The sequence below is a fragment of the Bradyrhizobium sp. S69 genome, assembly GCF_009766005.1.
Lineage (GTDB): Bacteria > Pseudomonadota > Alphaproteobacteria > Rhizobiales > Xanthobacteraceae > Bradyrhizobium.
In genome coordinates this window covers 197,056-221,049 of sequence record NZ_LMUK01000038.1, presented here as the reverse complement: position 1 = coordinate 221,049, position 23,994 = coordinate 197,056, and the positions used below count along the sequence as shown (strand labels likewise).

Here is a 23,994-nt window from a genome sequence, read left to right as displayed (position 1 = left end):
CGCCATGATGCGAATTCACCTCCGTTCGATATTCCTCTGCGCGCTGCTCACCGCAGCGATCGTACCCGCCATCACGCAAACGCCGGCCGTAGCACAAGGTGCGCCGGGGGCAGCACAGGGTGCGCCAGCGGCAGCGCAGGGCGCGCCAGACGGTTCGATGCAGATTTCCTGGGAGGTTCGCAACCGCTTCCGGCTGTTCCGCGAAGAACGCGATTTCCTGCTTCATAGCGACAGCGCGCAGGCCGGCGATATCCTGGCCTCGGAACGGGCACTGGAAGCGCAAAGCGACGGCCGCGGCTGGGCACGTAATACCGTGAACCGCCTCTGTATCGATCTGACCGGGCACGTGACCGAGCCCTGCACGCGCGACAACGTCAAGGAAAGCTATTTGACGCCGACCGATCATCCGATCACCGTTCGGCTCACCGGCCAGGTTCCGGTCGGTGCGATCTGTGCTTGGTCGTTCGACGACGGCGACAGCCCGCGGCAATCGACGCTCGACTGCGCCGAGCCGGTCAACCTGCGGGCTCGTTACGGCCGCGCCACCAATGTCACCGTCGATGTCTCCAGTGCCGATGCACCGCAGCGCGTGACGTCGGCGATCGCGGTGCGCGACATCCTGATCGCAGGCCTAGGCGACAGCATCGCTTCGGGCGAAGGCAACCCGGACCGGCCGGTCGCACTCTCGGATGAGGGTTTCTGCTTCCGATCCTATTTGGGTAGCGAGAGCGACCAGTATTATCGCCCGAGCCGCGCCGGCTATAAAGGCGGCCGCGCCTGCGAAGCACCGGACTCGCTACAGGTCTGGCAACGCCAGGCCGCGCTCTGGTTCAATGCCGCCTGCCATCGTTCGCTGTACAGCTACCAGACCCGGACCGCGCTGGCGCTCGCGGTACGATATCCGCATATCGCGGTGACTTACCTGCCGCTGGCATGCACCGGCGCCACCATCGCCGACGGGCTGTTCGGCGCGCAGCGCGCGCGCGAATGCCCGCCGGGCAAATTCGCCAACAACTGCTCGGGCACCGTCAATGCCCAATTGTCCGACCTACGCGAAGCCCTCAACGCCGCGAAGCGCCGGCAGCCGGACCGCAGGCTCGATCTGGTGCTGCTGTCGGTCGGAGCCAACGACATCAATTTTTCCGGGCTGGTCGCCGACACCATCGTCGACGCGCGGACCGAACGCGAGCTGTTTATCCGCGGAGGCTTGATCGGATCGGTCGAAGATTCGCGCGCGGAGCTGACGCGGGACCTGCCACGCAGCTTCGCCAAGCTTCGCGATGGGCTGAAGCCGCTGGTTGGCGACCTCTCGCGCGTCATTTACGTGTCCTATGCCAACCCGGTGCTATCGGGCGGCGCGCCCTGCCCCGGCGGCCGGGCCGGATTCGATATCCATCCGTCGTTCAACGCCAACCCCGAGCGGCTCGCCAGCGTGAGCGGCTTCGTCCAGAACGAATTCCTCCCGCAACTTAAAGCGCTGGCGCTGTGTCAATCGGGCGTGTTGTGCCGCGATCCCGCGGGCGATCGCATGACGTTCGTCGATGCCCATCAGGCCGCGTTCGCCAATCACGGATTCTGCGCACGCGCGGAGAGCGATCCGGAATTCGATCGCAGCTGCTTCTCCGACAAGGGCGATAGCTTCAATTCGGACATCGTCGCGGCGGCCAGCCAGCCGATGATGTGCGGCCGCAGCGCCGGCGAATATCGCGCCTATCTGCCGCGCGCGCGCTGGATTCGCGACGCCAATGACAGCTACTTCGCGGCGATGACCTACCCACAGGGCTTGCCGTCCTCGATGCAACCTTCCGATATCCATGATGCGACATGGGGAATTCTGTCGGCGGTCTACGGCGGCGCCATCCATCCCTCCGCCGAAGGTCACGCCGCGATGGCCGATGCCGCGTTGCCGGCCGCCACTTCCGTGCTTCGGCTCGACCTCGAGGTGCCCGAAGTGACTTCCGAACCGGTATCGCCGTTGCAGGCGCCGCCAGCTATCGCGCCGGACGCCCGCTGAGATCGGAAGCGCCAAATCAGTGCGCGGGCACGGCGCCCTTCTTGGCGGGGGGCAGCGGCTTCATGGCCGCCGCCTGCTGCGGCAAATATTTCGCGACGATGGCGGGGTCAATCTGTGCGATCGACGTATCCGGGATGCGGTACCAGATTTCGTCCTTGCCGAACAGCGATATGCCGAGATAGCCGCGCATCGTCAGTTGCTGGCCGTCGGGACTGACGGTCATCTTCGCATGATAGATCTTGCCATCGCGCGGATCGAGCACGTTGCCGTCTTCATACTTCAGGCCGCTGCGCTTCATGTCCCGGATGAAGGAAATTCCCTGCACCGGCGCGTTCTTGCGATCGTCGGTGCATTTCGAACAGATGTCGTTGGTATCTTCGCCGGGCAGCGGGAATTCCTTGGCGATCACGCCCTCGAAGTTGACGCCGTCATGATCGATGATGAGAAACCACACCACCGGTTTGCCGTTCTCGAGCTTCTGCCAAAGGCCGGCCGCCGAAGGCTCCGCGGCCTTCGCGGGCAACAGGAGGGCAAACGCCAGCGCAACGCCGGCGATGATCGGCAATGCCAGTCGAAGCTTGGATACAACTATCCGCATCATCATTCACCTGACCAATTCACAAACTAATGACCGCAGACTAAGGCCATTTCGCGGACGGTGCCAGTGCCCGATGTGGCTTTATGGTTCCCCGAAACCGCCGAGGCCCGTCAAAAATACGGTCGCCAAGTCCTTAGACCAGGTCCTTAATCAAGTCCCTGGCCAAGTCCTCATGCCCTAAGTCCTCAATTGCCTTCCGTGACGATCATTACGCAGACCGCCGGCACCGCGAATCGATTTGGAACTAAATCAGTTAACCCCGAGTTTTTTCTGCAGGCTCGACGACGACGTCGTGTACTGAAACACCAGCCGCTTGTCCGGATAGACATAGCGATGCGCCTTCTGCGCCATCAGCGCGCCCTCGTGGAAGCCGGACAGAATGAGCTTCAGCTTGCCCGGATAGGTGTTGATATCGCCGATCGCAAAGATTCCGGGCACGTTGGTCTCGAAGCTCGCGGTCTCGACCGGCACCAGATTGTTCTCAAGCGCGATGCCCCAGTTCGCGACCGGACCTAATTTCATGGTCAGGCCGAAGAACGGCAGCAGGGTATCGCAATCGACCTTCGTCATCGCGTTGTCGTTGCCCTTGACGTGGGCGCCGCTGAGCGCGCCGCCGTCGCCTTCGAGGCCGGTGACCTGGCCGATTGCCAGATCCATCTTGCCCGAGGCCACCAGCGCACGCATCTGCTCGACGCTGTGGGGCGCGGCGCGGAAATCGTCGCGCCGATGCAACAGCGTCACGCGCTTGGCGATCGGGTGCAGATTGAGCGTCCAATCCAATGCGGAATCGCCGCCACCCACGATCAAAAGCTTCTTGTCGCGGAACTGTTCCATCTTGCGCACGGAGTAGAACACCGAACGGCCTTCGTAAGCCTCGATGCCCGGCACCGGCGGACGCTTCGGCTGGAACGAGCCGCCGCCGGCGGAGACCACGACGACCTTGCATTCGAACACCTGGCCGGCATCGGTGGTGACGCGAAAGCCGGGATCGCCGATCTTCTCGATCTTCTCCACCATCTCGTTGAGATGGAAGGTCGGGTTGAACGGCTTGATCTGTTCCATCAGCGCCTCGGTCAGGCCCTGCCCGGTCACCAAGGGAATGCCGGGAATGTCGTAAATCGGCTTTTCCGGATAGAGCTCGGCGCACTGGCCGCCGATCTTGTCGAGGATGTCGACAAGATGTGTCTTCATATCGAGCAGGCCAAGTTCGAAAACGGCGAACAGTCCACAGGGGCCTGCGCCAATAATCAGCACATCGGTTTTGATCGCTTCGCTCATGTCAGCTTCTTTTCGGTTGAACCGTTCGCTAAAATGTCCCCGGGAATGCGCTTGTAGAATGTTCTTGCAGAATCTTGGGCTCGCTTGTCTATCCAAGACGGCCGCCTGAGGAAAGCCATAAATGGCACCCCGCCATGCCCGCAAGCCCTTGCCGGAGTTGTCGAACTCAGGTTCAAGGACAGCAAATGCCCGGAGATAGTCCCGTGAATGCGCCTGCTCGCCTCGATTCCGCCCCGCAGCTTGAGGATTTTCCGTTTCGGGTGACGGACCATGTGCGCTTTGCCGATCTCGACCCCAACCAGCACGTCAACAACGCGGTTTACGCGACCTATTTCGAGACCGGCCGCGTCACGCTGATGAAGGACCGCAGCTACGGCCTGATGCCGCAGGGGCTCGCCTGGATGATGGTGCGGCTCGACATGCATTTCCGCGCCGAGCTGAATTGGCCCAACACGATCGAGATGGGACTGGGATTGATCAAGTTCGGCCGGACATCCGTGACGTTCGACCAAGTGGTGTTTTGCGGCGGCAAATGCATCGCGTCGGCGCAATCGACGTCGGTGCTGATCGATGAGGCGAGCCACCGACCGACGCCGCTGACCGCGGACATCGTCAGGAGTTTTCAGCCCTGGCTGCGTCGCGGGGTCGATGTCGCCCAGCCGGTGCTTTGAGTCTGGCCCGATAAATCAGGCTTGCCGCTCGGGGGTGCTCACCACGAGGCCATCGAGCGCGTCGCTGACCTTGATCTGGCAGGACAGCCGCGAGTTCGGCCGTACATCGAAGCCGAAATCCAGCATGTCCTCTTCCATCGGCGTCGGCGCGCCGACCTTTTCGCGCCAGGCCTCGTCGACATAGACGTGGCAGGTCGCGCAGGCGCAAGCCCCGCCACATTCCGCCTCGATCCCCGGGACGGCATTGCGGATCGCCGCTTCCATCACGGTCGCGCCGTTTTCGACTTCAATAACGCGGGATTCGCCGGAATGGTCGATGAAGGTGATTTTGGCCATGATCGCTCGTGCTGGCGGGATTAAGAAAGGTGCGAGCTGTCCTATAACGGGTCGATCCGCTCTGCGCTAGTGCGGGGAATTTGACGGAGCGGGCGGATCAGGAACGGCGCAGGATCGTGTCTATCGCCGTCCGCGCCTCGGCGACCGCATCCTTCAGCCTCGCCAGCGCCTCGGCCGGATCGTCGCCGTGCCGGATCGCGGTTTCCAGGCCTTCGGCGGCATCGGCGACACGAAATGCACCGATCGCCCGCGCCGAGCCTTTCAGCGTGTGCGCGAGCGCCAGCGCTTCCGAAGGTTCGGCATCCGAAGGCAATGTGGTGGCGAGACGGTCGATCAGGCCGACCGCCTGGCCCGAAAACATCGCCAGCACTTCGCGCTCGAGGCTGGCATCGCCCAGCGTCATCCGATCAAGATGGGCGCTATCGATCGGACCATCATCGGGAGCGAGCGGCGGTGATGGCATCCATTCGATCCGTTCGACGTTTAGCGGCATGGCAGTGATCCAAATTCCCTGCGCGGGCGGTTTCGGCAACGCAGTTTGGCCAGCCAACCACAGAAATGGTTAACGGAACGTTTTGCGTACTTGCCGCAAGTCCGCCGCTTTTTTGACGAAAAGTCGTCGAGATTGGCGCGGGCAAGCGGGAATTTGCAGGGCTCTTAAGGCTTTACGCCGCTGTGCTGTTAACGATGATTAAGATTGTATTAATCCCGGCCATTTCATTCGCACCGCTCTGCCAATAGGATGTTTGCGGATGTAGCGGACAAGGCGAGCGACGTCGCGCCTTGCGCGCCGCTGGGGAAGACCGGTCTGACGCTTGCGAAACACCCGCAAGATCAGCCGGATGCGTAAAAAGTAAAACGAGGGCGCAGACTCAACATGGCGAACAATCCCAAGAAGGCCAAAGACCCTACCGAAGTCGCGCTTTCTGCCATTCAGGAAGCCCTGAACATCAGCGACGTCTCGCATTCCGGGACCGACCATGATCGCGATCACGATGGGCTCCACGATGAGATGACGTCTCAGGCCTCGCCGCCGCCGATCTTCAACGAGCCGACCTTCGAGGCCCGGCCCGGCAACGACCGGCCGATCTTCGATCCGATCGAAGAACCGCGCCCGACCACGCCCCGACGCGCCGCCAATGACGACCGCGAAACCATCGGGCAGATCCTGCAAGCCATCCAGAAGGGCCGCCCCGCCCGCAGCGCTTTTACGCTCGCGACGCTTTTCACCGTGGTCTGGGTGGTCGGCGCGGCCTTGTTGACGATCAGCTTCCTGCCCTCGCTGCAGGCCTTGGTGGGCCAGGGCAGCGGTGGCACCCTGGCGCTGGCCGGGCTTGCGGCGCTGTTCGTCGCACCGGTGCTGCTGCTGTATTTCCTCGCGGCGCTGTCCTGGCGCGGCCAGGAATTGCGCATGATCGCGCAGTCGATGGCGCAGGTCGCGATCCGCTTCTCCGAGCCCGAGGGTGCTGCGAGCGACTCCATGGTCACCGTCGGCCAGGCGATCCGCCGCGAAGTCGCGGCGATGGGCGACGGCGTCGAACGCGCAATCGCGCGCGCCGGCGAACTCGAAACCCTGGTTGCCAACGAAGTCTCCGCGCTGGAACGCGCCTACAGCGACAATGAAGTGCGCATCCGCGCGCTGCTGCAGGACATCGCCCATCAGCGCGACAATCTGGTCGGTCAGGCCGAACAGGTTCGCAGCGCCATTTCCGGCGTGCAGATCGACCTGCGCCACGACATCGCGCTGATCTCGGACGCCATCGCATCGCGCGTCGATGAAGTCGCCAAAAGCATCACCGGCGCGCTCGAGGAGCGCGGCGCCCACATCACCAGCGCGCTGAGCAACGCCGGCGACAACATGATCCTGGCGCTCGGCGAGCGCGGCGGCGACCTGCTCGACCGCCTCGAGGAAGCCAGCGCCGAGACCACCCGCGCGGTGCTCGACGCCAGCGAGCGCCTCACCACCAGCCTCAATTTCAAGACCGGGCACGTACACGACGAGTTCGTCGATCTCGCCGACCGCGTCCACGAGATGCTGAACGAGCGCATCGACCGCATTACCAGCGAATTCGAGCAGCGTTCCTCCACCATCGTCGACGGCATTTCCGACCGCACCGAACAGGTTCACGACTCGCTGAAAAACTCCTCCGACTCGCTGCTGCTTGAGCTGGAACTGCGCAGCGGCGATCTGGTCAGCAAGATCGACGACGCCGGCAATCGGCTGGCGAACCAGATCATGAACAGCGGCGACAAGGCCAGCGACGCGCTCGACGCCACCGTCAGTTCGCTGATGGCCAAGGTCGTCAGCCAGACCGAAACCGCGCACGATTCGCTGTCCTTGCAGATGAGCGCGTTCGACGAACTGGTGAAGAACCAGGGCGGCGACCTCGCCGAAAGATTCGCCCGCGACTCCGGCACGCTGGGCGCGCTGATTACCCGTCACATCTCGGAATTCGACCGCACCGTCAAAACCTTCGGCGGTGAGATCGTCGAGCGGATGGGCCAGCGCACGCAGGACATCTCCGAAAGCCTCAAGACCTATGTCGACACCTTCGACAACCGCCTGACCTCGAACAGCGGCGAGATCACCGCTTCGCTCGACCAGCGCCTGCTGCAATTCGAGACCACGCTCGGCAATCGCGTCGCCGATCTCGATACCTCGCTCGACACCAAGATCAGGACCTTCGACGAATCCGTCGGCGGACACCTGCAATCGCTGGAACATACCTTCGATACCCGCGCCCAATCGCTGGAACAGACGTTCGATACCCGTGCCAAGTCGGTCACCGAAACCCTGGGTAGCCGGCTCGCGTCGCTGGAAGAGACCTTCGATACCCGCGCCAAGGCGGTGACGGATACCATCGACGGCCGGCTCGGCCTGCTCGAGAACACGTTCGATACGCGCGCCAAATCGGTCACCGAGACCATCGATGGCCGCATCGCCCATTTGTCGACGTCGCTGACCGACGGCGCCGCGCAGGCGATCCATTCGATCGACAGCCGCCTCACGCACCTGACCACGTCGGTGACGGACGGCACGACGCAGGCGATCCACTCGATCGACACCCGCCTCACGCAACTGACATTGACGCTGACGGACGGCGCAACGCAGGCGATCCAGTCGATCGACTCGCGGCTCACCCACCTCGCCACCTCCCTCACCGCCGGCACCGCGCTCGCGGTCGACGCCGTCGACCAGCGCATCACCACCGCGACCCAGACCATCGATGGCCGCAGCGCCCAGCTCACCGACGCCATCACGGCGCGGTTCCAGGAGATTCATCAGGGTATCGAAACCCGTGTCGGCGCGGTCGCCGCCGATATCGACACCCGGGTCTCGCAGTTCGAGGACCTGCTGGGCTCGCGCGTCGAAGCCGTGGCAGGCCGTATCGAAAGCAGCGGCCGCCAGGCCAGCGACGGCCTGATGGCACGCGCCGAGGAATTGTCCGCCGGGATCAGGTCGCATGTCGAGGACGCCGAGCGCTCGCTGACCAACCTCGTGGTCAACACCAGCGAGACCATCCAGACCGGCGCGCGCACCGCGCAACAATCGCTGCTGTCGGTTTCCTCCGACGTCGGCGCCCAATTGAAGCTGACGTCCTCGGAAGTCGAAAGCGCCCTCACCGCGGTCGGCACTGGCGCTGCGAACTCGATCCTGACCAGCGCCCGCGAAGCCCAGGCAACCCTGGTTGCCTCGTCCGGGGAAGCGGCTACCCAGATCAGGCTGCTGTCGGCCGACGTCGAGCGAACGCTCTCGGCCGCCGGCAGCGCTACCGCCTCGTCGATCCTGTCGGGCGCCCGTGAAGTCCAGACCACGTTGGTCACCGCTTCCGCGGATGCCGCGAGCCAGGTCAAGTCGCTCGCCGCCGATGTCCAGCGCTCGCTGTCGATGGCGGGAACATCGACCGCCGACGCAATTACCGCCGGCGCACGCGACGCCCACGGCACGCTGCTTTCGGCTTCCACGGAAGTGGCCAATCAGATCAAGTCGTTGTCCGCCGACGTGCAGCGTTCGCTGTCGAGCGCGGGAACGTCCACCGCGGAGACGATCACATCGGGGGCGCGCGAAGCCCAGAGCGTTCTCGTCACGGCTTCCGCCGATGCTGCGAGCCAGGTCAAGTCGCTCGCCGCTGACATGCAGCGCTCGCTGTCGAGCGCGGGAACGTCGACCGCAGAGACGATCACATCGGGGGCGCGCGAAGCCCAGAGCGTTCTCGTCACGGCGTCCGCCGACGCGGCCAGCCAGGTCAAGTCGCTCGCTGCCGACATGCAGCGCTCGCTGTCGATGGCAGGCACCGCCACCGCCGAACAGATCACCTCCGGCGCCCGCGACGCGCAGAGCATGCTGGTCAGCGCTTCCTCGGAGGCCGCCAACCACGTCAAGTCGCTGGCGATCGATGTCGAACGCACCCTGACGGCGGTCGGCGCGGATACCGCGACCTCGATCCTCAACAGCGCCCGCGAGGCGCAAAGCTCGTTCGCCGCGACCTCGTCCGACGCTGCGAGCCAGATCAGAGCGATCTCCATCGAAATCGAGCGCTCGCTCGGTGTGGTCACCGTCACCACAACCGACAATATCCAGACCTCGGCGGTCAATGCACAGAGCGCGCTGGTCGCCGCGTCGAACGAGATCAGCTCCAAGATCAAGTCGACCTCGGCCGATATCGAGCGCTCGGTGCTCGCCGCCAGCGGCTCGTTCGGTTCCACCATGACCGGCAAGACCGACGAAATCGTCACCTATGTGCAGCAGCAGACCGATCGGCTGTCGCAGATGATCGACGGCAAGCGCGGGACGCTGGTCGACGCCATCAGCGGCAAGACCAGCCAGCTCACGCTCGATATCGACCGCGTCACGTCGGAGGCGCTGCGCGCCATCGAAACCCGCGGCCAGGCCTTCTCGCAGTCGTTGACCACCAACGGCAGCGACGTCGCGCGAACCATTACCTCGGCCGGCGAATTGGCCACCGGGGCGGTCAACAAGTCGCTGAAAGACCTCGAGCTGTCGTCGCGGACCGCGATCGAGCAGTCGCGTCAGGTCTCGATCGCGGCGGTCACCGAGATGCAGGAAACCAGCAAGATCCTGCGCACCGACACGGTGGCGTTGTTCGAGCGGCTGCGTGAAGGCAATATCCTGCTGCAGGAAGTGCTCACCGGCGCCCACGACAACCTCAACTCGCTGGAGCGCGCGCTGGTGACCCGTGTCGCCGATTTCGTCACCGCGATGAACGACGTCACCTCGCGCAACGGCATCGCCTCGCAGGCGCTGGAAGACCAGTTGAACGTGTTCAACGGCAAGACCTCCGAAGCGCTGGATAACCTCGGCACGCTGTCGACCCAGTTCGAAACCCACGGCAAGACGCTGGTCGAGGCCGCAACCGTGGTCGAACAAAGCAACCGCAGCACCACCGCGTCGGTCGCCGAGCGCAAGGCGACGCTGGAATCGCTGGTCACCACCATCGATCTGCGAACCACCGATCTCGATCAGCGGCTGTCGCGGTTCACCAGCCTGCTCGATGAATCGCTGGCGGCCGCCGAAGAGCGCGCCCGCGACATCGCCCGCGTGGTGGCGGAAACCGCCGGCGCCGGTTCGGCTGCGATCACCCGGCAGTTCGAGGCGGTCCGTCAGTCCGCCGAGGAAGAGCGCCGGCTCACCGCCGACACCATGAGCCAGCTCTACCAGCAGGGCACTCAGGAAGCGGACGCCATGTTCCGGGAGTCCGCCGACAAGTTCGCGAACATGGTCTCGAGCATGAAGCAGATGGCCGGCGAAATGCAGCACGAGCTGGAAGCCACGCGCAACGAACTTCGCCGTGGCGTGCTGGAGATGCCGCAGGAAGCCGCCGAGAGCACCTCGCAGATGCGCAAGGTAATCGTCGATCAGATCGAGGCGCTGGCCGAGCTCAACCGGATCGTGGCGCGCCACGGCCGCGGGCTCGACGTGGTGAGCGCGAGCAGCGGCCGCGCCAGCGTGCAGCGCGAGGAAGAGCCGATGCTGGCAACCGTCGGCGGACGTGGCGAAACCTACGCCGCCCCGCGTTCCGCGCCGCCGCCCCCGCCGCCAGCGCCGCGGATGCGCGAAACCGCCAGCAGCGCATCGAGCCTGCCGCCACCGGACCTCGGCATGCCCGCCCCGCGGCGCACCGAAGCTCCGCCGGTCAGTCCCGCCAGTGCCGATGGCAGCAATGACGGATGGCTTTCCGGCCTGCTCAACCGCGCCGACACCGGCGCCGGCAATCCGGAGATCCCGCGCAGCCGTCCGCCGCAGCCGCCGGCATCGAGCGTCAACCCGCTGGAATCCCTGTCGCTCGACATCGGACGCCTGATGGATCGCAACCTCGCCGCCGAGATGTGGGATCGCTATCAGCGCGGCGAGAGCAAGGCCTTCACCAAGCGGCTCTACACGCCGGCCGGCCAGAAGGCTTTTGACGAGGTCGCCCGCAAATATCGCGCCGACCGCAATTTCAAGCAGACGGTCGACCGCTACATCGCCGAGTTCGAGCGCCTGCTCGACGAAGTCGCCCGCGACGAGCGCGGCCCGCAGGCCCTGCGCAGCCACCTCACCTCCGAGACCGGCATGGTCTACACCCTGCTGGCGCATGCGGCGGGACGGCTGGGATGAGCCGCGAATAGCGAGTGGCGAATAGCGAATAAAGAAACGGAGGCAGCGATGCCTCCGTTTTCGTTTGGGTGAAGAGCGGGCCGAGAACAGAGGCTTGCTTCGCTTCGCTCCTCGAAATGACGCTGATGACGATACTCCACCCACCGCCGTCATACCCGCGAAGGCGGGTATCCATTACGCCGCGAGTTCCGATTCCATCACTGACGCCTCGGAATACTGGATCGTCCGCCTTCGCGGACGATGACGAACGTGGGCATTCTCGCGACGGCATCCGCCCGAGGTTTGCAAATTCGTTTGCCCCCAAAAACGAGAGGGCGCAGGGAAGACCGGGTGCGCGCTGCACCCGCGGTCTCGCGTGCAAAAGTAGCAAACAAAAACGCACACGAGCATACAGGTTCAGCGGAAGCAGTCCGGCCTTCCCTGCGCAATGGTTTTACAGCTTATATCGTGCTCTCCCCGGCGAGACCTGGCTTGCTTGTCACCGTCGTCCCTAAGAAGCGTGAGCTTCTCAAGAACTTGACACCTGCCATCGGGGCGTCAGGACCACACGACTTTGCCGTCCGCATCAGCGCCGTTCGTCAAAAGCGCATCCGCGTCCACCGCTCCCCGCCCCAACGTCAGTGACGATGGCCAACGCCCCCTCTCCTCGGGACGGGATGGCAGGGAATAAGCAGCTGATTTGGGCCGAGAGTCAAGGATAATTTCTGAAAATCAGAAATGTCGTGGAGATGTGAAGCGATGGACAGGCCAAATCAGATAGAATCGAGCCAACAAATTAGATTTTGCGCGCAAGCAAAAAGAAGCGTCATCCCCGGGACGAACGCGCTGCGTTCGCCCGTGAGGAGCGGCCGCTTGGCCGCGTCTCGAAGGATGGTGTTCAGCGCAGTGACGGCCACGCTTGCGGGTGAGATGAGCGGACAAGCGACCCATCAGATCAGCTCTTGGTGTCCCGGCGACGTTTACGAAAGCCTGCATACAGGCTCGCCGCCGCCAAAGCATAGAGCAGCCATTCTACGTTATCGTTCACTGAATCAGGCAACACGAAGGAGCCGATGCCGAAACACAGCGTCGCCATCAGCGAAAGCGGACGCCATGGGATCTCGAAGTTTCGTTTGCGTGCAAGCTTCCATTGTCGCAATTCGTCATCGAGCGAAGGGAGCTCGATTTTTTCCGGCAAGCGCACGGGCCGCTCGATAGAGGGCGCGGTGGACGGGACCCTCGCGGCTTGGGCCACGGTTTCGGTTGTCCCCATCGAACGACCGAATGAAGGCTGCGGATCCCCACGACGGCCAAACGATCTCTGGTTCACGATCGATCCTTCCTCAGCGTAGCGGCCATTGGTGCTACCCTCGGGTTAATGGTCGTTTAATAACTCCCATGGAATCGTCATGCGTTTTCCCGCCGTAGCGCTTGCACGATGCCGATCGATCGTTGCTGCGCAATGGCGGAAGTCGTCAGAGGCGACTTCACGTTAAATCCGGTCGAGCGATCGGCCTCACTTGCGTGATGGCGACGCCCGCGATCGCGAGTAGCGCCCCGATCGCCAATGTCGGGGTCACGCGGTCGCCGAGGAACAACACGCTCGAGATCAGCGCGAACACCGGAAGCAGCAGGGCGAACGGCGCCACGCGGGCCATGGTGCAACGCCCGATCAGCCAGAACCAGAGGCCGAAGCCTGCAATTCCCCCGATGAAAATGGTGTAGGCGAGCGCCATCCAGCCACGTTCGTCCGCCGTGACGAGGGTCATCAGTTGTCCGTGTTCCGTGAACAGCGACATCAACATCACCTGCGGCACCGTGAAAAGCGACGACCACCCCGTCAACATCAAAGGATCGAACGGGCCGTGGCGCTTGGTCAGGACGTTGGCGACCGCGAACGCGAAGGCTGCGCCGGCCACCAGCAGGATCGGTAACGCATTTGCCGACAGGCCCGGCCCGGCCGCCAACACCACCACACCGCCGAAGGCGAGCAACACACCGGCGGACGTCATCAGCGACGGCCTCTCCGCCAGCAGCAGCCACGCCAACAGCACGGTGAAGGGCGTGTTGAGTTGATAGGCGACGGCAGAGATGCTGCCCGAACCGAGCCCCATGCCCACATAGAACAATCCGAAATTCAGTCCGCCCAGGAAGACCGAGATCAGAGCGATCGGGCCGAACTCCTGACGTGTCGGTCTTTTGACGAAAGGGATCAGCAGCAGTGCCATGGCGAGGAAGCGCAATCCGAGAAAGAAAAGCGGCGGAAACTGCACCACGCCCACCTTGATGGCGACGAACTGATAGCCCCAGAGCAGCGGCACCAGCACCGCGCAGGCGATCTGAATGAAAGACATGGCATCCTCTTTTTAAGACCAATCGGTCCAGATATAGGCGCGCATAACCTGGGCAGCGTCCGCGGGCTGAGCTAGCTGATGAAGCGGTCGAGCAGAGCGTCGGCGGTGGCTTGCGACATGGTTCGTGCGGGTCCGGTTTTACCGATCACCCGAAGTCCCTCGACGAAGCAGAGCAGTATGCGCGCGGCGCTTGCAGGCTCGACACCGGCCGCCAGTTCGCCCGCGGCCTTCGCGCGCGACAGTGCGCCGGCGGTCTTGGTCTCCATGGCTTTGAAGAAACCGCGGATGCGACTTTCGACATCCGGATCGTGATCGGCCAATTCCATCGCGGTGGCCACCAGCAGGCATCCACGCCGGCCACTGGCGCCGCTGGTGCGGTCGACGTAACCCGCCAGCAAGGCCCGCAAACCATCAACCGGCGGGTGGCGCGGATCGAGCTCTGCGTCCATCCGCGCCAGCGCGTCGGCGATATAGCGATCGAGCGCACGCAGGAACAGCGCGTGCTTGCCCCCGAAGGCGGCATAAAGGCTGCCACGCGACAGCTTGGTCGCCCGAAGCAGGTCCGGAAGCGCCGTGCCGTGATAGCCGCGCGACCAGAACACAGCCATGGCACGCTCGACAGCGGCTTCCGTGTCGAAGCCACGGGGCCGGCCACGCGGCAACGGCATGGGGGTTTGCGGTGTCATGGTCGTATATATAGACCAATCGGTCTTTAATTGCAAATGGCGGCGATCGGTCAAACGCGAGCTATTGGTCGAGAGTCTCCCGATCAAGAATCGATACGTGGCCGCTTCGGGATCATACGCCCATCACGAATGTCGTAGGTCACCGCTTTCCCGCGTCGGGCCTGGATGGCGCGCTGATGCCACACGGTCGCCTGATCTATCCAATCGTCGTAACGCGCAGGATCGGCCTTGGCCTGCTCTCGACAGATGGAAGCCTGGTTTATGCACTCATCGCGCTGATACATCGATGTCACCGATCAACTCATCTTCGGCCAAGCCTCGGTCGCGGTACTTTCGATAATATGCCGCTGAACCCTTCTGCAATGCGGACAGGTAAAGGTTCGCAAATCATGGCCGAACGCACTCGGCTCGATCGCCGTCAACTTCATCGGTGAACCGCAAGCGGTGCATTGCGGCCCCTGGTTTTGTGTATCCAGCATTGTGTTGCTCCCTCAGTTCGGTGTTCTGAGTTCTCCGGTAAGCCAACCGAGCGCGTTCGATTTGAAGGGATCGGATGAAATGACGCTGATCTCAACGTGATCGCATTTGGGGCATTCGAACAGCCGGTGTTCGAAGCCGATCGGCCCCGATGATACCCGTTCCAGCATCATCCGCGTTTGGCAGCGGGAACAGCGCGGGCGCTCAATTGTCGTCAGGGATTGCGGAATGGAGGTCATGACACTTCCCCGTATTGGGCGGGAGCGTTACCGAACTCTCTGTCACCGGTGGATGCCGCTGACGGACGGTGATCACCGAGTATGCGGCCTTCAGACGCCGCACACTGGTCAATATTGCTCATTCAGGTGAAAGTGTTCACGGGCCGTGCCGGACCGAGGCAGCCGCCTGCCAAATGGCCGCCTGAGCCAGCCGCCTCACTCTCACAGGCGATGGCAGGAGGATGACGACAACACTAGGCAAGCGGCAGGGCGATCTCGCACGCCAGCCCCTGGTCGCGCCAATCGAAATGCACCTCACCCCCCAGTTGGCCTACAATTATCTTTTCTATCACGCGCGTGCCGAACCCCCGGTGGGTGGGCGGCGTGACGGTCGGCCCACCGAATTCAACCCAGCGCAAACTGAGCCGCCGGTCTGCCGTACGCGACCAGGCGACTTCAACGCGGCCATCCGCTGCCGATAGCGAGCCGTATTTTGCCGCGTTGGTGGCGAGTTCATGCAGGGAGATCGCAATCGTCTGAGCCGCATTCGGCTCCAGCATCAAGGATGGTCCCTCAATTCGCACGCGCCCCTCTGTGGCGCCGCTATAAGGCGAAAGCTCCTGCGTGACCAGCGTGTGGAGCTCAGCTCCGGTCCAGCGCGACTGCACGAACAACCCATGGACCTTTGCGAGGGCATTGATGCGCCCTTCGATCACGTGCTTGAGATCATCGGGCGTATCGGCGCGAGAGAGACGCACCGTCGCCAGCACGGTGGACAAGATGTTCTTGACGCGATGCTCGGCCTCGTGCGCGAGATTGACGAATTGCGCCTCGCTGCGTTTGCGCTCCGTTATATCCTGGAAGCAGTTGACCGCGCCGACAATGTTCCCGTCGCCGTCCTTGATGGCCTCGATGTCGATGAGCGCGATGCCGCGCACGCCGTCAGGTCGCTCGATGTGGACTTCCCGTTCGCGCACGGAGATGCCGGTGCGCAGCACATCCGCCATGGGGCATTGATGGTGCGGGAGCAGACTGCCGTCGGGGCGGAACATTCGATGTGATCCGCAAAACCGTTCGTTGGGATCGCCGGGTTTGGGCGACCGGCCCCATTGTTCGGCAGCGCGGCGGTTGTATCGCAGCACCAGGCCGTCCCGGTCACACACATAAACCGCAAACGGCAGTTGTTCGAACAGCCGCGCGGGCAATTCGAAGGGCTGTTGGGCGGGACGCAAACCGAGGGCGGCACGCGCTGCCCTCGCGACCACCTTGATGGAAGTGCTCAGCGGTTTTCGCCGGAAGGGCGCGTCGGCAAGAACACTCCTCGCTGTGAAGAGATGGCCGTTAGGGGGCCGCGAGGTAGGCTCAAAGTCCGACATTCCGCTAGCCTTCCGATCCGCGTCTATTATTTCGATTTGGCAGTTGTGGGGTGAGCACGCGCTTCATGGAAGCGTACACCCTCAACTGTGCCGCGCTCCGAAGCGCATTCTGCCTTGCCTCTCCTTCGGGTAATCGGTTCGCCTCACTGGCGCGCGCATCCGCCTGCTCGTCCAGATGGTCCGCCGTCAAAAATACGACCTTATTCCTGTTACGCATGCCGGGCCTCAGTTCGCTGATGCAGCTTGCAACTGCTGGATATGGCCGCGGCGGCCGCCATTTTTAATGTGTCGGGAGATTGCCACAATCTAGTCCGGGGATTTAAGCTCTCCACGAAGCCACCCTCTCGCGTCGCCGCTCATGGGGTCGCTGACCACCAGGGTTCGCTGGACACGGTCACATCTGGGGCACTCGAAAGTGCGGAATTCGTAACCTGCCGGGCCGGGCGCCGAGCGGCCGAGGATCGTGCGGGTCTGGCAGTGCTGACAGCGCGGGCGCTCCAGGGTGCCGAGCGGCGGACCGGCGGGTAGTGCATGAGAGCCGAGCATGCAGGACCCCCTCTTGGATCAAGCGGGTGCGCGACGCGCTGCCGGACACCGGCTACTGATTGGGTGATTTTCTCACCCCTAAAACGGGTTTGTTGGTCAATATTGACCACAACACCCCATTTTTAATATTTAGACATCGCCGGTCCAAAGGAGAGGCTTGTGAAGTCAGCAAAGCGACAATTCGATCCCCAAATGTTTCTCGCCAAAGTCGGGGTCGGCAAGACGATAACCAAGTACCGTAAAGGCCGGATCATCTACGCCCAAGGCGAAGAGGCCGATAAGATTTTTTACATCCAGTCCGGCGCGGTCAAGGTGACCGTCGTTTCCGAGCAGGGCAAAGAAGCGGTCGTCGGCATCTTGAATCCTTCGCAGTTTTTTGGTGAGGGATGTCTGAATGGTCAGACCGTCCGCATCGGAACCGCGAAGGCTCTGGAGGAGTGCCTTGTCACCTCGATAACGCGGAAGGCGATGCTGGCGGCGCTTCGCAAGCAGCCTGCGTTTTCAGAGCTTTTCGTGACTTACCTGGTAACCCGGAGCAATCGCACGGAAGAAGATCTGATCGACCAGCTATTCAATTCGAGCGAGAAACGGCTCGCGCGCCTTCTTCTTCTGCTGGCCATTTCGGAAAGGATGAGAAGCCAACGCCGATCGATGCTTCGATCAGTCAAGCAACCCTGGCGGAGATGATCGGAACGACCCGATCGCGGGTGAGCTTCTTCCTGAACAAATTTCGCAAGCTGGGATTGATCAGCTACAACGGAAAGATCGAGGTGCACCGTTCTTTGTTGAACGCGGTCTTGTATGAAAAACCTCAGCTGCAAAGAGACGAAAAACCAACCTAGCAAGCCTCGAATCACGCGACCAAGCGCGGCTTGATCGCGCGCGAAATTGTCCAGAATTGGCGGATTGCCACTTGACCCGACCCTTGGGGCCGCCCCGATAAGGGGTGCGGTCAGCCAATGTCGAGGTGATTCGTGAACTCCGCCGCATCCTTCCTGAGTCCTTCCGAGGCCGCCAAGCGGCTGGGCGTTTCCGCCAAGGCGTTGCGGCTCTACGAGCAGCGCGGTCTCATCGCCCCGGTCCGCACCGCGGCCGGTTGGCGCGCCTACGGTCCCGACGAGATGGCCCGCGTTGCCGAGATCGCGGCGTTGCGCGAACTCGGCCTTAGCCTCAGCCAGGTGGCGCGCGTGCTGGAAGGCTGCTCCGAGAGTCTTGAACCGGCACTGGCCGCGCATCAGGCGGCGCTCGAAGATCGCGTTCATCAACTCGTCGATGCCGTCGATAAGGTCCGCCGCTTGCGGGCCGACCTCGCCGGCGGGCGGGCGCCGGTCGCCCGCGAACTCGCAAACCTGATGAGACCGTCCGCCAGATTTAGAGCGTTTTCGAGCGAAGTGGGCACCGGTTCGCGTGAAGAAAACGCGTCAGAACAAAAGACCAGAGCCCCGTTCCGATTCCATCGGAACGGAAAAGGCTCTGGCGTCGCGTTCGACCTGCCCTGGCCTTGGGGTGGCGAACGGTTTGAATTGCAAGACATCCGCTCCCTGAACTACGTCATTGGACCGCTGGGCAGCGGCAAGACGCAACTGGCCAAGCGCATCGCCGAGACCCTGCCGGGCGCCGCATTCCTCGGCCTGGATCGGCTCATGCACGGGGACGCGGCGGCCAAACCACGGCTGGACGGCGATCCGGCCCTCAAGTCGCGGGTCGATCAGACGCTGGCGTGGCTGGTCGATGACGGTGCCACCGTTTCGGAGGCTCTGGTCTGCCTGATCGCCGGGTTGGAAACCGAGGGCCCGAGCGCCCTGGTCATCGACATGCTGGAACAGGGGCTCGACAAGGCCACCCAGGAAGCTCTGATCGCACGCCTGCGCCGCCGTGGTCCCGAACTTCGACCGCTGTTTTTTCTTACGCGATCCAATTCGATTCTGGATCTGGACGCCGTGGGCAACGACGAATCAATCATCCTTTGCCCGGCCAATCACAGCCCCCCAACCACGGTCCGTCCGTATCCTGGATTTCCCGGTTTCGAGGCCGTGGCGACCTGTCTTGCATCACCTGAAGTGCGCGCACGGACAGAGGGCGTCATTGCGTGGCGACCGCAAATGGCTTGATGGTTCGCTGCCGGGTCTCAAGCCGCGTCGCGGCCCTGATCGACGGTCGCGCTCGTCATCGCGCGATCCAGTCCCATCGCCGCCAGCAGTTTCAGCATCTCCAGCCGCGCGGTGATGTGCGACATCGTGGGGCGCGCGTTCAAGGTTGCCTCATCGAGATCATCGACCGCGGTCAGTCCGCGCGGATAGAATTCGCGAAAGATCACCCGTTCGGCCAGCCCATCGATGTGACGGAAGTTCAGCCGGCGCGAGAGCTCCTGCAAGGCTTCGCCGACCACGCGCTTGTTGCGTGAGCCGAGCGTCGACAACCGGTTGCGCAACACGATCCAGTCGATGGTGCCGGAATCGCGAACCCGGCGCTGACCGCGCGCATGCTCGACCATCTGCGCGTAGTGACTGACGCCGGTGACGCTCAGCGTCGCGGGATCGACGCTGCCGAGCACGTCGAGGTCGACGAAACTGTCGTTCAGCGGCGTGATCAGGATGTCCGCCAGCGAATGCGCATGCCGCGCCAGATAGCTGTCTTGCCCCGGGGTGTCGATCACGACGACACCATAGCGGTCGGCCAGCGTATCGACGGTGTCCTCGAGCGCCTTGCAGCCGGCGGCCTCTTCGTCGGCGCTCGGGTAATTGAGATTTCCGAAACAGAAATGTTCGGGAATATCGAGCTTGCGGGTGGCTTGCCGGGCCCAGGCGCGCCGGTTCTCGATGTAACGGGTAAAGCTCTTCTGCCGCGTATCGAGGTCGATGGTGGCAGCGTTCTGTCCCGACTTGGTCAGGGCGATGGCGATGTGCATGGCGACGGTGGACTTGCCCGAGCCGCCCTTTTCGTTACCGACGACGATCACCCGCGCCGACCGCGCGCGTATTGCGTGTTCAACCAACATTGGACCGCCTTCGAAACATGATGAAGCTTCACTCTGGCAGGTCCGCGCAATTAGCTTTGATTCGCCGGGTTCCCGCAAGCGCAGACGACCATAGACGGCGCATCCTGTGCGGCGCAGCACGGCACGCGCAGCCGTTGCCGCCGCCACGCCGGCAGCAATAAATGGTAAGTTGGATGCCGTCGCCGGCAGGCATCCGTCGGCGGGAGGAACAATTTTGGATTCAGTTTCCGAATTTGCGCTGTTTCGCACCATCGTCGAGACCGGCGGAATATCCGCCGCAGCACTTGCCCTGCAATCCTCTCCGGCCGCGGTAAGCCGGCGGCTGTCGGCGTTGGAAGCAAAACTTGGTGTTCGATTGGCCGAGCGCAGCTCTCGCCGGTTCCGGCTTACCGACGAAGGCCTGCTGCTGTACGAGCGATGCAAGACGATCCTCGAACAAATTCGCGACGCGGAAGCCGAGGTCGCCTCGCGCGGCGGGGCGGCGCGTGGCTTGCTGCGGGTCGGAGCTCCCGCGGATTTTGGACGCCGGCAACTTGCGCCGCTGCTTGCGGCCTTCGCAGCCCAGCATCCCGGCCTCGACGCGCATCTCGTGCTCTCGGATGTCGGCCTCGAAAACGAAGCCGACGGCTTCGATCTCGTGTTCCGCTTCGGGCTTCCGAGCGATCCGACGATGATCGCGAGAAAGGTCGCGACGACGAGCCAGATCGTCTGCGCGGCGCCTTCCTATATCGCGCGCAAGGGTGCTCCGACGTCCCCCGGCGAGCTCAGCGAACACAACTGCCTGCGTCTGGCGCGGCGCCACCGTCTCGTCGATCTATGGCGCTTCAGCCGCGAAGGAACCGATTACGAGGCCCATGTTTCGGGAAGCCTGTCCAGCGGCGACGGTTCGGTTCTGCATGAGTGGGCGCTTTCTGGTGAAGGCATATCCTGGGAAGCGCACTGGGACATCGCTCACGATCTGGCCGCCGGACGACTCGTCGAGTTACTGCCGGGGTATCGCTGCGCGACCATCGAATTGTACGCGGTGTTCGCTCCGGGCAAGCCGGTCCCTCCCCGGATCCGTTTGTTTGTCGATCACGTGGTTCACGCGATGGGCGGAGCCAGGAAAGAAACAACCGATGAACTGACATTCAAGATTGCTACCTAGAGCCTTTTCCGTTCCGATGGAATCGGAACGGGGCTCTAGTCTTTTGTTTTGACGCGTTTTCTTCACGCGAACCGGTGCCCACGGAGCCTGTCATCGGGCGCGCATTCGCGCGACCCGTTGGCTCGAAAACGCTCTACCGCGCCGTTCCGATCCCCCGCGTTTGTTTGAACCACATGATGGCGCTGTCATATTGACCGGGCTGTTCCAACGGGGCAGATGGACCACGCACAAGGAGCCGCCGCATGTGGAATGGACCGATCGAGACCGATCGCACGGGCTATGAGCTCGTCAACACGCCGATGCTGAACAAAGGCACGGCGTTCAGCACCGAAGAGCGTGACGCCTTCCACCTGCACGGACTGCTGCCACCGCATGTCGGCTCGCTCGACGATCAGGTCGCGCGCCGCCTACAGGTGCTGCGCGCCTACCAGACCGACTTCGAGCGCTACGCCTTCTTGCGCGATCTGCAGGACACCAACGAAACGCTGTTCTACGCGCTGGTGACCCGCAATCTCGAGGAAGTGCTTCCGCTAGTCTATACGCCGACCGTCGGCGAGGGATGCCAGCGCTTCAGCGAGATCTGGCGCAAGCCGCGCGGGCTGTTTTTGAGCTACCCGAACCGGCATAAAATTCGCGAGATACTGGCCGACCCGCGCTTCGACAAGGTGCGGGTCATTGTCGTCAGCGACGGCGAGCGCATCCTTGGTCTGGGCGATCAAGGCGCGGGCGGCATGGGCATCTCGATCGGCAAGCTCGCGCTCTATACCGGATGCGCCGGCATCCACCCCGACTTCACGCTGCCGATATTGCTCGACGTCGGCACCAACAATCGCGACCGTCTCACCGACCAGATCTATGTGGGCTGGCGGCATGAGCGTATCGGCGAGACTGACTACGACGCATTCGTCGAAGAGTTCGTGGCGGCGGTGGTGGAGCGGTGGCCGGACGTGCTGCTGCAATGGGAAGATTTCGCCGGCCACAATGCCGGCCGGCTGTTGGCGCGCTACCGTGACCGGCTCTGCACCTTCAATGACGACATCCAGAGCACCGCCGCGGTCGCGGCGGCCAGCCTGATGACGGCGGTCAAGGTGACAGGCCTGCCCCTGACGGAGCAGCGCATTGCCCTTTTGGGCGCGGGATCGGCCGGATGCGGGATCGCCACGCTGATCCTGCAAGCGATGATCGAAGCCGGCGCGGATGAAGCCGCCGCGCGCCGTAATTTCTTCGCGGTCGATCGCGACGGCCTGCTGGTCGAGGGCATGCCGGGAATCACCGAAGCCCAGAAGCCGTTCGTTCAGGCCAAGAACGCCGTTGCAGGCTGGGCGCAACAGAATGCTGGCGGCATCGGCTTGCTGGATGTTGTGATCAACGCGAAACCGACGGTCTTGATCGGCGTGTCCGGCCAGGCCGGCGCGTTCACCGAGGCGGTCGTGCGCGCCATGGCGCAGCAGGTCGACCGACCGGTGATCTTTCCTCTTTCCAACCCGACTTCCCGCAGTGAAGCCACAGCCGAGCAACTGGTTTCCTGGACCGACGGGCGTGCCCTGATCGGCTCCGGCAGCCCGTTTGCTCCGGTGAACTGGAACGGCCGGACCTATCGCATTACCCAGACCAACAACTCCTACATCTTTCCCGGCATGGGGCTCGGTATTCTCGCTTCCGGGGCGCGCCGGGTCACCGACGGGATGTTCATGGCCGCTGCGGTGACGCTGTCGAGCATCGGAGCGGTTGCTTCCGATGCCATGCCACGTTTGCTGCCGCCGATATCGGATTTGCGGAACGTATCCGTCCTGATGGCCAAGGCGGTCGCGCGCCGGGCGCAGATCGATGGCGTCGCCGAGCAATGTGAGGCCGCGGAACTGGACGCGCGTATCGACGCCTATGTCTGGGAGCCGCGCTACCGGCCGTATCGAAAGCTCGATCGATGAAACGCGCGAGGGCTCACGCAAGCTGAAGCCCCTCGCCTCATCGAAGCGTGAACTTGCTCTCCGAAAGTTTCGCGACCACGTTCAACGTGCCTTCGCGCAGCTCCCACGTCTTGATCTCGAAACGCCGCAAGCCTCGCCGGACCAGCGGTTCATGGCGCATGAATCCGGCGGCCTTCACTTCACTATCCGTCAAAAGGACGGTGATGCCCTCGCCGACAATCTGGCCCTCTTTGATGATGGGGCCCGACATCAATATCTCATCCTCATGCGCTGCCATGTACCGCAGATGTTCGGCGACATAAGGCAGCATTTCCTCCTGAGAGATGGTCGGATAGCTGAACGCGATGCACACCCTCTTGCGAAGGTTAGACGACGTGAGATCTCGAATCTCGCGATAGGCTTTGGACATAGCTCGTTCCCGTTCCATCGTTACGCGCGCGCCAAGTCATTTCGTCGGCGGCGCGGATCGATCGTCGTGTCCCGACCCGCCATCAGGATGGTGCGCGGTGCGGTCGGCCTGCGCCGGCCGGGTCCCCATCTGGAGAAATCCCGGCCGATCGACAAGCGCCCTGCTGACCGGGATGACTTGCTCACCGAACAGCATGCCAAGCAGACCAATGAGTGCGATGAGCGGCGGCGCCGGCGAGCGAACCTGCAACACGCTGTAAATGACGCCAACGAGGACGCCCGCGCCCAATGAAACCAGGTACATCTTCACGTCTCGACCTCTATCTCTGTGATAGCCGCAACATGCCGACGGGCGAGACCC

General features: G+C 63.1%; 19 protein-coding genes and 1 pseudogene. 7 read left to right on the top strand and 13 right to left on the bottom strand.

Annotated elements, in window-relative coordinates:
• Positions 1 to 4: 4 nt before the first annotated feature.
• Positions 5 to 2,014, top strand: coding sequence for an SGNH/GDSL hydrolase family protein (locus GSQ88_RS15800; protein ID WP_159008655.1), 2,010 nt, complete (start codon positions 5 to 7; stop codon positions 2,012 to 2,014).
• 16 nt (positions 2,015 to 2,030) lie between these two features.
• Here the strand turns inward: GSQ88_RS15800 and GSQ88_RS15795 are convergent, their stop codons facing one another.
• Both GSQ88_RS15795 and GSQ88_RS15790 read right to left on the bottom strand, forming a co-directional pair.
• Positions 2,031 to 2,612, bottom strand: coding sequence for a DUF2147 domain-containing protein (locus GSQ88_RS15795; RefSeq protein WP_159008654.1), 582 nt, complete (start codon positions 2,610 to 2,612; stop codon positions 2,031 to 2,033).
• 249 nt (positions 2,613 to 2,861) lie between these two features.
• Positions 2,862 to 3,890, bottom strand: coding sequence for an NAD(P)/FAD-dependent oxidoreductase (locus GSQ88_RS15790; RefSeq protein ID WP_159008653.1), 1,029 nt, complete (start codon positions 3,888 to 3,890; stop codon positions 2,862 to 2,864).
• Between the two features lie 203 nt (positions 3,891 to 4,093).
• Between GSQ88_RS15790 and GSQ88_RS15785 the strand changes: the two genes are divergently transcribed.
• Entirely contained in the window at positions 4,094 to 4,561 is a 468-nt protein-coding gene (locus GSQ88_RS15785) for an acyl-CoA thioesterase (RefSeq protein WP_159008652.1), read from the top strand.
• A gap of 15 nt (positions 4,562 to 4,576) precedes the next feature.
• Here GSQ88_RS15785 and GSQ88_RS15780 read toward each other — a convergent pair whose 3' ends face one another.
• The gene (locus GSQ88_RS15780; protein ID WP_159008651.1) at positions 4,577 to 4,897 is read right to left on the bottom strand and encodes a 2Fe-2S iron-sulfur cluster-binding protein; all 321 of its coding nucleotides are present in this window, start codon (positions 4,895 to 4,897) and stop codon (positions 4,577 to 4,579) included.
• A 97-nt stretch (positions 4,898 to 4,994) separates the two neighbouring features.
• Positions 4,995 to 5,390 carry an Hpt domain-containing protein gene (locus GSQ88_RS15775; RefSeq protein ID WP_159008650.1) on the bottom strand — a complete coding sequence of 132 codons (396 nt, stop codon included), beginning with the start codon at positions 5,388 to 5,390 and terminating at the stop codon, positions 4,995 to 4,997.
• A 384-nt stretch (positions 5,391 to 5,774) separates the two neighbouring features.
• Between GSQ88_RS15775 and GSQ88_RS15770 the strand changes: the two genes are divergently transcribed.
• On the top strand, positions 5,775 to 11,516 hold the full coding sequence (locus tag GSQ88_RS15770) for an apolipoprotein A-IV repeat region-like domain-containing protein (protein ID WP_159008649.1): 5,742 nt from the start codon (positions 5,775 to 5,777) through the stop codon (positions 11,514 to 11,516).
• 934 nt (positions 11,517 to 12,450) lie between these two features.
• On the opposite strand, the gene GSQ88_RS15765 is transcribed toward GSQ88_RS15770, so the two are convergent.
• The 6 genes from GSQ88_RS15765 to GSQ88_RS15745 all read right to left on the bottom strand — a co-directional run bounded on the left by GSQ88_RS15765 (position 12,451) and on the right by GSQ88_RS15745 (position 16,606).
• Entirely contained in the window at positions 12,451 to 12,825 is a 375-nt protein-coding gene (locus GSQ88_RS15765; RefSeq protein WP_159008648.1) for a hypothetical protein, read from the bottom strand.
• Between the two features lie 157 nt (positions 12,826 to 12,982).
• A complete protein-coding gene (locus GSQ88_RS15760) occupies positions 12,983 to 13,849 on the bottom strand; it encodes a DMT family transporter (protein ID WP_159008647.1) in 867 nt (288 codons plus the stop codon).
• Between the two features lie 71 nt (positions 13,850 to 13,920).
• Entirely contained in the window at positions 13,921 to 14,535 is a 615-nt protein-coding gene (locus GSQ88_RS15755; RefSeq protein ID WP_502706733.1) for a TetR/AcrR family transcriptional regulator, read from the bottom strand.
• An 83-nt stretch (positions 14,536 to 14,618) separates the two neighbouring features.
• Positions 14,619 to 14,819 (bottom strand): hypothetical protein, encoded by a 201-nt coding sequence (locus GSQ88_RS15750; protein ID WP_159008645.1) that lies wholly within the window; start codon positions 14,817 to 14,819, stop codon positions 14,619 to 14,621.
• A gap of 12 nt (positions 14,820 to 14,831) precedes the next feature.
• Positions 14,832 to 15,014: a hypothetical protein gene (locus GSQ88_RS35255; RefSeq protein WP_210253824.1), complete on the bottom strand. Its 183-nt coding sequence runs from the start codon at positions 15,012 to 15,014 to the stop codon at positions 14,832 to 14,834.
• 470 nt (positions 15,015 to 15,484) lie between these two features.
• Positions 15,485 to 16,606 (bottom strand): HWE histidine kinase domain-containing protein, encoded by a 1,122-nt coding sequence (locus GSQ88_RS15745; RefSeq protein WP_159008644.1) that lies wholly within the window; start codon positions 16,604 to 16,606, stop codon positions 15,485 to 15,487.
• 738 nt (positions 16,607 to 17,344) lie between these two features.
• On the opposite strand from GSQ88_RS15745, the pseudogene GSQ88_RS15740 reads away from it, so the two are divergent.
• Both GSQ88_RS15740 and GSQ88_RS15735 read left to right on the top strand, forming a co-directional pair.
• Positions 17,345 to 17,994: pseudogene (locus GSQ88_RS15740) on the top strand (Crp/Fnr family transcriptional regulator).
• Positions 17,995 to 18,126: 132 nt separating this feature from the next.
• Positions 18,127 to 19,263: a MerR family transcriptional regulator gene (locus tag GSQ88_RS15735; RefSeq protein WP_159008643.1), complete on the top strand. Its 1,137-nt coding sequence runs from the start codon at positions 18,127 to 18,129 to the stop codon at positions 19,261 to 19,263.
• Positions 19,264 to 19,280: 17 nt separating this feature from the next.
• Here GSQ88_RS15735 and GSQ88_RS15730 read toward each other — a convergent pair whose 3' ends face one another.
• Positions 19,281 to 20,150: a division plane positioning ATPase MipZ gene (locus GSQ88_RS15730; protein ID WP_159008642.1), complete on the bottom strand. Its 870-nt coding sequence runs from the start codon at positions 20,148 to 20,150 to the stop codon at positions 19,281 to 19,283.
• 169 nt (positions 20,151 to 20,319) lie between these two features.
• On the opposite strand from GSQ88_RS15730, the gene GSQ88_RS15725 reads away from it, so the two are divergent.
• Positions 20,320 to 21,297: a LysR family transcriptional regulator gene (locus tag GSQ88_RS15725; RefSeq protein ID WP_210253823.1), complete on the top strand. Its 978-nt coding sequence runs from the start codon at positions 20,320 to 20,322 to the stop codon at positions 21,295 to 21,297.
• Positions 21,298 to 21,539: 242 nt separating this feature from the next.
• Entirely contained in the window at positions 21,540 to 23,225 is a 1,686-nt protein-coding gene (locus GSQ88_RS15720) for an NAD-dependent malic enzyme (protein ID WP_159008641.1), read from the top strand.
• A gap of 37 nt (positions 23,226 to 23,262) precedes the next feature.
• Here GSQ88_RS15720 and GSQ88_RS15715 read toward each other — a convergent pair whose 3' ends face one another.
• Both GSQ88_RS15715 and GSQ88_RS15710 read right to left on the bottom strand, forming a co-directional pair.
• The gene (locus tag GSQ88_RS15715) at positions 23,263 to 23,634 is read right to left on the bottom strand and encodes a YciI family protein (RefSeq protein WP_159008640.1); all 372 of its coding nucleotides are present in this window, start codon (positions 23,632 to 23,634) and stop codon (positions 23,263 to 23,265) included.
• A 36-nt stretch (positions 23,635 to 23,670) separates the two neighbouring features.
• Entirely contained in the window at positions 23,671 to 23,943 is a 273-nt protein-coding gene (locus GSQ88_RS15710; protein ID WP_159008639.1) for a DUF1427 family protein, read from the bottom strand.
• Positions 23,944 to 23,994 lie beyond the last annotated feature (51 nt).